This is a genomic window from Flavobacteriales bacterium (assembly GCA_013001705.1).
GTDB lineage: Bacteria > Bacteroidota > Bacteroidia > Flavobacteriales_D > JABDKJ01 > JABDLZ01.
Genome location: JABDLZ010000241.1, coordinates 1 through 8600 on the forward strand (window position 1 = coordinate 1; position 8600 = coordinate 8600).

The following is an 8600-nucleotide window of genomic DNA, read 5'->3' on the forward strand; positions in this document are numbered from 1 at the left end:
GTCATTTCAGCTAGGTGTCCTTTGTTATTTCCATCCCAGAGGTCGTACATCCTCATTCCAGGGTGTTCTAGAATGGGGCTTACATAGGTATGTTGGGCACTGGAGTACGTGGAGACTATCAGTGCGAAGATTATCAGTTGGTATTGGATACGTTTCATGGTGATCGATATTTAAGACAAAGGAATTGCGTGCGCTTCGCATTCTACTCACGGCAATCGTTGATTCAGCTATCACGGAAAACAGGGATGGGACCATTGTTCTTGATAGCGATAGAAGGTCATTTCCGTGAATTATCACTGTGCATTTCGTTACCAGAAAAGGTATCAGAAGGCCAGTTCCTTTATCGTGTTGAAAAACGTCAATGGTTAGAAATGCTAGACGACATTGCAGGCTCTATGGCCTATCGATCATACATGCCGCTGGCTTTACGCTAATAAACACGCAAGGAGGAGAGAACAGGTGAATGTCCCTGCAATACAGTTATAGAAGGAATAGCTCTAGTGAATCAGAGACCAAGTAGTACCTCAGCAGGTTCTTTGGCTCCAGTGAGGAGCTTGACCGGGTTCTCCAGCATCTCTTTGACCTTATAGAGGAAGCTCACGCTTTCTTTCCCATCGATGATGCGGTGATCATAGCTGAGTGCCACGAACATGATCGGTCGTATGTGTACCTCCCCATCAATGGCTACTGGACGCTCGACAATGTTGTGCATCCCGAGGATAGCACTTTGTGGAGGATTGATGATAGGAGTGCTCAGCATAGAACCAAAAACTCCGCCATTGGTGATGGTGAATGTTCCTCCGGTCATCTCATCCACGGTGATATCACCATCTCGAGCCTTGATAGCCAGTCTCTTGATCTCCCCTTCTATCTCATGAAGTCCCATTCCCTCAGCATTGCGCACAACGGGTACCATCAGACCTTTAGGAGAACTCACGGCAATTCCGATATCTGCATAGTCATGAAAGATCATATGGTCTCCATCGATCTGTCCGTTCACTGCGGGAAACAGTCTGAGCGCTTCGGTGACAGCCTTTGTGAAGAATCCCATGAATCCCAGACTCACACCATACTTCTCTTTGAAAGCGACCTTGTATTTGGCCCGTAGGTCCATGATCGGTTTCATGTCCACCTCGTTGAAGGTGGTCAGCATGGCCGTTTCATTCTTCACAGAGACCAGTCTCTGAGCGACCTTTCTCCGTAGCATGCTCATTTTCTTAGAGTCGGTATCCCGGGTACCTCCCCATCCTTGGAGGAATTGTGTAGCATCCACCCCAGCAGCGATATATTCGATCGCATCTGCTTTGGTGATACGGCCTCCTTTACCGGTGCCATTCACTCGACCAGGGTCTACTCCATGCTCTTCCAATACCTTCTTGGCGGCAGGACTAGGCACACCAGTGGCATAGCTCTTCTCGGCCGAAGCCACGGCTGTCTTCTCAGCCACGGGCGCTGGAGCAGCAGATATTTCTTCTTTGGAGGCAGCCGGTGCAGGTGCTTCTTCCTTCTTAGGCTTAGGAGCCGCACTACCTGCTGGTCGTTCGGCAGAGGTATCGATCTTGGCGATGATCCCACCCACTTCTACAGCATCTCCCTCTTGAGCGATGAGTGAGATGATACCGGATTCTTCAGACGGGAGTTCCAATGTGGCCTTATCAGAGTCCACCTCTGCAATGACCTGGTCTTTTTCTACGTAATCCCCATCGGAGACCAGCCATTGAGCTATCTCGACCTCGGTGATCGATTCTCCTGGACTAGGTACTTTGACTTCGAACATGGTGTAGTTTTCAGTTTGGTTCACATCATTCAGCTGGAAGCCACCTTGCCTGCCTTGCTGAATACTTGTTCAATGATATGATTTTGTCGCTTAGTGCTTCGTTCTGGAGACCCTGATGCAGGGCTCGCACTGGCGGGACGGCTGATCACCTCCCAATCCAAATGGCGTAAGTGTCTCAACATATGCATCCAAGCCCCCATATTCTCGGGTTCTTCCTGAACCCATAAATGGTGTTGAGCATTCTTGTATTTCTTCATCACCGCATCGATCTGCTTTTCAGGCAGTGGGTAGAGTTGCTCGATACGCACCAGGGCCACATTGTTCAATCCCTTCTCTTCACGAGAGGCCAAGAGCTCGTAGTAGATCTTCCCTTGACAGAATGCGACTACTTCCACCTCGGCAGCTTTAACTTGATCGTCATCTATCAATTCCTTGACTCCTCCTTTGCTCAGATCCTGAAGAGTAGACACACATCTCGGGTGCCTCAATAGGCTTTTCGGAGTAAAGATGATCAGCGGTTTGCGGAAGCCCCATGCCACTTGTCTTCGCAAGGCATGGAACAGGTTGGCAGGTGTTGTACAATTCATGACCACCATATTATGCTCTGCACTCAGTGTGAGGAAACGCTCCATACGGCCGCTTGAATGCTCGGGTCCCATTCCTTCATAGCCATGGGGTAGAAGCATGACCAAGCCGCTCATCAGATTCCATTTGTCCTCGGCAGAACTGATGTACTGATCGATCATGATCTGAGCACCATTCACAAAATCACCGAACTGTGCTTCCCAAATGGTCACTCCGTGAGGTACGATGAGGCTATAGCCATATTCGAATCCGAGGACGGCATACTCCGAAAGAATGGAGTTGTAGATGTTGAAGTCTCCTTGATCCTTAGAAACATGCTTCAGATGGCAGTATTCTTCAGCACTATCTTCCACCTTGACGATGGCGTGCCGGTGGGAGAATGTACCTCTCTCCACATCCTGACCGCTGATGCGTATGGGATGACCCTCATCTACCAGACTGCCATAGGCCAGTAGTTCGGCCATTCCCCAATCGAGACTGTTGTTCTCGATCATCTGAGCCCGATCGTTCAGGATGCGCTCCATCTTGCGGAACAACTTCTTTCCTTCAGGCAGTTGGGTCAATTTCTTGGCGATGGTCTTGAGTTTCTTGACCGGGACACCCGTAGTAGGTGATTTCTCGAAATCCTTGTCCGATGAGCGTTTCAACTCATCGGTGAAACTTTCAAGCACGCTCGGGATTCCAGCCTCTTTCTTCTTTTTGGCCTCTTCCATCTTCTGCTCCAGGATCTCTTTGAATACCGTCTCCTTCTTGTCTGCTTCCTCTTTGGTGAGGTTCCCTTCTTGGCTCAGTTGCTCGAGATAGATGGCCCGAGGATTGGGGTGCTTGGCAATGGCTTTATACAGGGTGGGTTGGGTGAACTTGGGTTCGTCTCCTTCATTGTGACCGTATTTGCGGTAGGATAGGAGATCGATAAACACATCCTGCTTATAACGCTGTCGGAAATCCAAGGCGAGTTTCATAGTGTGGACGAGTGCCTCTGTATCATCTCCATTGACATGGAAGACCGGACTTAGAGTCACCTTACCCACATCGGTACAATAGGTCGATGAACGGCCATCCAAATAATTGGTGGTGAAGCCTACCTGATTATTGATGACGATATGTATTGTACCACCTGTCTTATACGCCTTGTGCTGGGCCATCTGTACGACCTCATAGACTACTCCCTGACCTGCAATGGCAGCGTCTCCGTGTATGACCACTGGGAGCACTTTGGTATCATCCCAGTCGTGGTGATGCTCGATCAATGCACGAGCTACTCCTTCACCTACAGGCGCTACTGCCTCCAAGTGGGAAGGGTTGGGGCAGAGGGTCATACTCACTGCCTTTCCATTGACCTGATACTTGGAAGTGAATCCTAGGTGATATTTCACATCTCCATCGAATCGGTCATCGCTGTAATCCTTTCCTTCAAACTCGCTCATGATCTCAGCGAAGTCTTTTTTGAAGATGTTGGCCAGCACATTGAGCCTACCGCGGTGGGCCATTCCCATGACCACTTCTTCCACCCCGAGTTCAGCTCCGTGACTGATGAGCTTATCGAGTGCTGGAATCAGGGATTCGGATCCTTCTATAGAAAATCGTTTCTGGCCTGTGAAGCGGGTATGGAGGAAGCTCTCAAAGGTCACCGCCTGATTCAGTAGATCGTAAATACGGAGCTTCTCATCTTTGGAAAAGGCGGGTTGATTGGAGTTCTTATGCAATCGCTCCTTCATCCAATCGATCTTCTCGGGCTGTCGCATGTACATGAACTCCACTCCGATGGATTGACAGTAGACCGTCTCCAGATGTGCGATGATGTCTTTAAGTGCAGCCGGTCCCAATCCTATTTCATTCCCTGCTTGGAAAACGGTATCGAGGTCCTGCCCATCCAAACCGAAGTTCTCCAAGGCGAGGGTGGGGGAGTATTTTCTCCGCTCTCTGACCGGGTTGGTGTGCGTGAAGAGATGACCTCTTACACGATACCCATTGATCAGTTGTAATACTTTGAATTCCTTGTGGACATTCTCGGGTATCTCACCATCGCTCTCATAGTCTTTGCGGGCGAATTCGAATCCATCGAAAAAGGTGCGCCAAGATTCTTCGACCGAGGCCGGTTCTTGAAGGAAGGACCGATACTGGCTTTCCAAGAATTCTGGGCTGCTGTTGCTGAGGAAGGATAATCTATCCATGTGTAATCTTTATCCGAAATGAGATACGCGGTCTGCGCTGCTTTGTTTCGTGATTTCCAGCTTGATCTCAAAGATATTCCAAAGGTATGCAGAGCCTAATGGACGAAGAGAGGTGATCACAACTTTTTCAACAGCCCATCAGCCATTGAACATCTCGCTCACGCGCTCGAAGAATCCTTTTTCGGAGCGGCCTGGATTTGGAGTGAAATTCTCGGATTCGGCCAACTTCTCCAGAAGTTTCTTCTCTTCCTTGCTCAATTTCTTTGGCGTCCATACATTGATGTGGACCATCAGGTCTCCAGAACCATAGCTATTGACGCTAGGTAGTCCCTTGCCACGTAGTCTGACAAGCTTTCCGGATTGGGTTCCTTCAGGTACTGTGATGCGAGCTTTACCATCTACCAGAGGTACCTCTGCTTTACATCCAAGTACGGCATCTGGGAAAGAGATGTACAGTTCGTAATGTAGGTCCTGACCGTTTCGTACGAGTTCGGGATGTTCCTTCTCTTCGATGACCACAATGAGATCACCGGGCACTCCGTTTCCAGGAGCATCGTTCCCTTTACCTCGCACGTTGAGCTGCATACCTTCTTCCACTCCGGCCGGGATGTCGATCTCAATCACCTCTTCCTTCTTCACCATGCCATTGGCATCAGCCCCTGGAGGTACGGAACTCACCGATTGACCTGCTCCATGACATGTGGGACAAGCTGAGGTGGTCTGCATCTGACCTAGGAAGGTATTGCTGACTCGAGTGACCTGACCTGTACCGCGGCAGGTACCACAGGTGTCATATTTCACGCCCTCTGCTACTTTGAGCTTCTGGACCTTGACCTTCTTCTTGACCCCGTTAGCAACATCTGCAAGGTCCAATTTGACCTTGATCCTGAGATTGGATCCTTTTCTGCGCCTAGGCTGACCCCCACCGAATCCACCTCCGAAACCGCCACCGAATGCTCCTCCGAAAATATCCCCGAACTGGCTGAATATGTCCTCCATGGACATGCCTCCACCGAATCCTCCGTGGCCACCTTTGAGCCCATCATGGCCGAATCTATCGTATCGGGCACGCTTGTCTGAGTCACTCAGCACCTCGTAAGCTTCGGCTGCTTCTTTGAATTTTGCTTCAGCCGATGAATCTCCTGGATTCTTATCGGGATGGAATTTGATGGCCATCTTCCGATAGGCCTTCTTGATCTCCGCATCGGTTGCATTCCGTGAAATGCCGAGTATCTCGTAAAAGTCTCTTTTGGCCATGGTCCGGTCAGCTTCCGATCACTACTTTGGCGTAGCGGATCACTTTGTCATTGATGACATATCCCTTTTCGATCACATCCACCACTTTACCCTTGAGTTCATCGCTGGGTGCAGGTATCTGGGTGACAGCTTCATGCTTATCCGTATCGAAATCATCACCTGCTTTTGTGTCCATTTCTTTCAACCCGGTCTGGGTAAGTGTGTTGAGCAGCTTGTTGTGGATCAGTTTGAAGCCATCCTTCAAGGCAGCTATGTCCTCGGTGTTCTCATTGTTGACTATCGCCCTGTCAAAGTCGTCTACGATAGGTAGAAGGCTGCTCAGTGATTCACCTCGAGCACTGGCCATGAGGTCGAGACGCTCTTTGGCGGTACGCTTTCTGAAGTTCTCGAATTCGGAATAAAGTCGCACGAACTTGTCGTTCATTTCTAGATACTTCGATTGGAAGTCAGGTTGGTCTGAGGCCTGCTCAGCAGATTCTTCATGAGAGGCCTTGTTCTCTGACTCATCTTGAGCTTCCATTTCCTTCACGTCCACGTGCTCTTCGGTCTTGTTTTCGGTCTCTTTCTTTTTCCTGCTTCGTCTTGCCATGATTCATTTAAGGTTTTTGCTTATCAATCCTTTATTGTCAAAGCCTTTGCCAAGTCGGCTTTCTAGACAAATTGTCAGCTATTCCTGAATAGCTGGCAAAAGTAGCTGTTCTACCATGAAAAAACCCCTTCAGTGATGAAGGGGTCTTTGAGAGAGTGATTTCTTGTAGAATGGTCTATTTCAGACTCTTCACCAGTCCATCGATATTGGTGTGCAAGCCCATTCCTCGCAAGGCAGAGCCTTTGGCGATGATGATTCCATCAGCGTCCAACAGGAAGGATGAGGGAATGCTGTTCACCCCATAAGTGCGGGATGCGGCATTGTTCCATTTTTTCAGGTCAGAGACATGATATTCCCATGTCAGTCCGTCTTGTTTGATGGCCGATTTCCATCGATTCACATCGCTGTCGAGTGACACACTGAATATCTCGAATCCTTTGGCATCCTTGAATTTGGCCTTCTTGTATTTGTTATAAGCCGATACGATGTTAGGATTCTCTCTGCGGCATGGTCCGCACCACGATGCCCAGAAGTCTACCAAAACGACCTGTCCTCTGAGGTCTGACAATCGGTATTCCTTGCCATCGGGATCACTCATGATGATGTCAGGCGCTAGATTCCCTACTTCGATTCCTACTTTGGCTTTCTGTTTTTGATCCTCTGAACCAGAGTCAGGTGCGATGAATCCCAATCCAATGACCGAGAGTGAGAGAATGCCTAGTGCGATGATCTTATTCTTCATGATATAAGGTGTAGAAGTAAAAATGTTCTTCGAGTACAAATCTATTCTCAAATAAGAGAACGGACAAGGGGAGCAAATGCCGTTCCAAAGTCATGATATGATTCCTAGACGGTCAATTCCTGGAATCCAGACCCCATTTCAGCTTGCGTCTCATGGTTTTGAAGAAGTAGCTTCCTTCCGGTCTCACGATATTGAGATTGAAGGGAGCCTTGCGTATGATGATCTCTTTATCGCTATCATAACTCACTGAGCGGCTATCCATAGAGAGAAGGAACTGATCATCCTTATCACGGCATTCCACGCGCATGCTTATCTCCACATCATCTTTGACCACCAAGGGTCTGACCGTGAGGTTATGGGGTGCTTTGGGTGTGATGATGAAGCAATCGGTATTGGGAGCCACGATCGGTCCGCCACAACTCAGATTATAGGCCGTGGATCCGGTAGGGGTGGAGATGATCAGACCATCTGCCCAATAGGAGGTGAGGAACTTCCCATCGATGTGGATGTGGATGATGACCATGGAGGAAGTGTCCTTTTTATGTACGGCTACCTCATTGAGTCCATAGTTGGTCTCTCCGAAAATTTCTTCTTCGGTCTCTACACTCAATAGTGTGCGCTCTTTTACCGAGTAGTGATCACTCAATAGCGCATCCAGACTCTGGTCGATCCGATTGGTGGCGATATAGGCCAAGAATCCCAAACGGCCCGTATTTATACCGATCACCGGGATACCGCTATCCCTGACCAAGAGTAGGGTGTTTAAGAAAGTTCCATCTCCACCAATACTGAAAAGCACCTCTACGTGGGTCGTAAGGTCTTGATGGTCTTGGAAGGAATGATGGGCAGGGAGAGCCACATTCTTCTGAGCGAGATGTTCTGCAAAATCTGAATGGATGGCCAAGCTCTCGGCCTCCTTGTCCAGTCTTTTCAAGAGGTTCTGAATGTCAAGGATGAAATCATCATTGAGTTCAGTTCCGTAGATGCCGATTCTCATGGTCGAGCTTGCGTTTTGCTGGATAAAGGTAGACCTTTCATCGGGTCTTATATGGATTTTCTGTAGTGCAGATAGAGTCCCTGCTCTTCCAGTCGATTGATGGTGTATTCTATCCTGAACACGTAATCATAGTTCGATACAATGTCCAATCCAAGTCCGGTCCCGAGTAGAAGTTCATTGCTCAGAGGATTGACTTCATTGTAGAGTTCATCTTGCACATACCCTAGATCCAGGATCAGGTTCAGGTGCGCTGCAAAGCTGACCTCCGGAAACATACGATCCAGCGCGCTTGGAAAGCGCACGCATTTCTCTTGGACCAGCTTATAATTCAAATTATTCCGAGATAGCACGTAATTCTGCCCATCGATGATGTAGAATTCATAACTCCTTACTGAAGTATTCCCATATCCCAGTCCTTGCTGGAGGTAGTAGGGTAAGCGATTGTACAGGGTCATTTTTCCAGAGACACTGTGCTGGGT

The 8600-nt window shown here is 48.7% G+C and carries 7 protein-coding genes; all 7 read right to left on the reverse strand.

Annotated features, from left to right (window positions below; translation table 11 throughout):
* Positions 1–505 precede the first annotated feature (505 nt).
* Positions 506–1777: a 2-oxoglutarate dehydrogenase complex dihydrolipoyllysine-residue succinyltransferase gene (odhB, locus tag HKN79_09735; protein NNC83849.1), complete on the reverse strand. Its 1272-nt coding sequence runs from the start codon at positions 1775–1777 to the stop codon at positions 506–508.
* Between the two features lie 29 nt (positions 1778–1806).
* The gene (locus tag HKN79_09740) at positions 1807–4536 is read right to left on the reverse strand and encodes a 2-oxoglutarate dehydrogenase E1 component (GenBank protein NNC83850.1); all 2730 of its coding nucleotides are present in this window, start codon (positions 4534–4536) and stop codon (positions 1807–1809) included.
* A 138-nt stretch (positions 4537–4674) separates the two neighbouring features.
* Complete coding sequence (gene dnaJ / locus HKN79_09745) at positions 4675–5793, reverse strand: molecular chaperone DnaJ (GenBank protein NNC83851.1); 1119 nt, start codon at positions 5791–5793, stop codon at positions 4675–4677.
* 7 nt (positions 5794–5800) lie between these two features.
* The gene (gene grpE, locus HKN79_09750) at positions 5801–6382 is read right to left on the reverse strand and encodes a nucleotide exchange factor GrpE (protein NNC83852.1); all 582 of its coding nucleotides are present in this window, start codon (positions 6380–6382) and stop codon (positions 5801–5803) included.
* A 175-nt stretch (positions 6383–6557) separates the two neighbouring features.
* On the reverse strand, positions 6558–7124 hold the full coding sequence (locus HKN79_09755) for a TlpA family protein disulfide reductase (protein ID NNC83853.1): 567 nt from the start codon (positions 7122–7124) through the stop codon (positions 6558–6560).
* A gap of 112 nt (positions 7125–7236) precedes the next feature.
* Positions 7237–8121, reverse strand: coding sequence for an NAD kinase (locus HKN79_09760; protein NNC83854.1), 885 nt, complete (start codon positions 8119–8121; stop codon positions 7237–7239).
* Between the two features lie 47 nt (positions 8122–8168).
* Positions 8169–8576: a hypothetical protein gene (locus tag HKN79_09765; GenBank protein ID NNC83855.1), complete on the reverse strand. Its 408-nt coding sequence runs from the start codon at positions 8574–8576 to the stop codon at positions 8169–8171.
* Positions 8577–8600 lie beyond the last annotated feature (24 nt).

Coding starts and splice junctions, on each gene's coding strand:
- HKN79_09765 (NNC83855.1), bottom strand. CDS start 8,576: ATGACCCTGTACAATCGCTTACCCTACTACCTCCAGCAAGGACTGGGA.
- HKN79_09740 (NNC83850.1), bottom strand. CDS start 4,536: ATGGATAGATTATCCTTCCTCAGCAACAGCAGCCCAGAATTCTTGGAA.
- grpE (NNC83852.1), bottom strand. CDS start 6,382: ATGGCAAGACGAAGCAGGAAAAAGAAAGAGACCGAAAACAAGACCGAA.
- odhB (NNC83849.1), bottom strand. CDS start 1,777: ATGTTCGAAGTCAAAGTACCTAGTCCAGGAGAATCGATCACCGAGGTC.
- HKN79_09755 (NNC83853.1), bottom strand. CDS start 7,124: ATGAAGAATAAGATCATCGCACTAGGCATTCTCTCACTCTCGGTCATT.
- HKN79_09760 (NNC83854.1), bottom strand. CDS start 8,121: ATGAGAATCGGCATCTACGGAACTGAACTCAATGATGATTTCATCCTT.
- dnaJ (NNC83851.1), bottom strand. CDS start 5,793: ATGGCCAAAAGAGACTTTTACGAGATACTCGGCATTTCACGGAATGCA.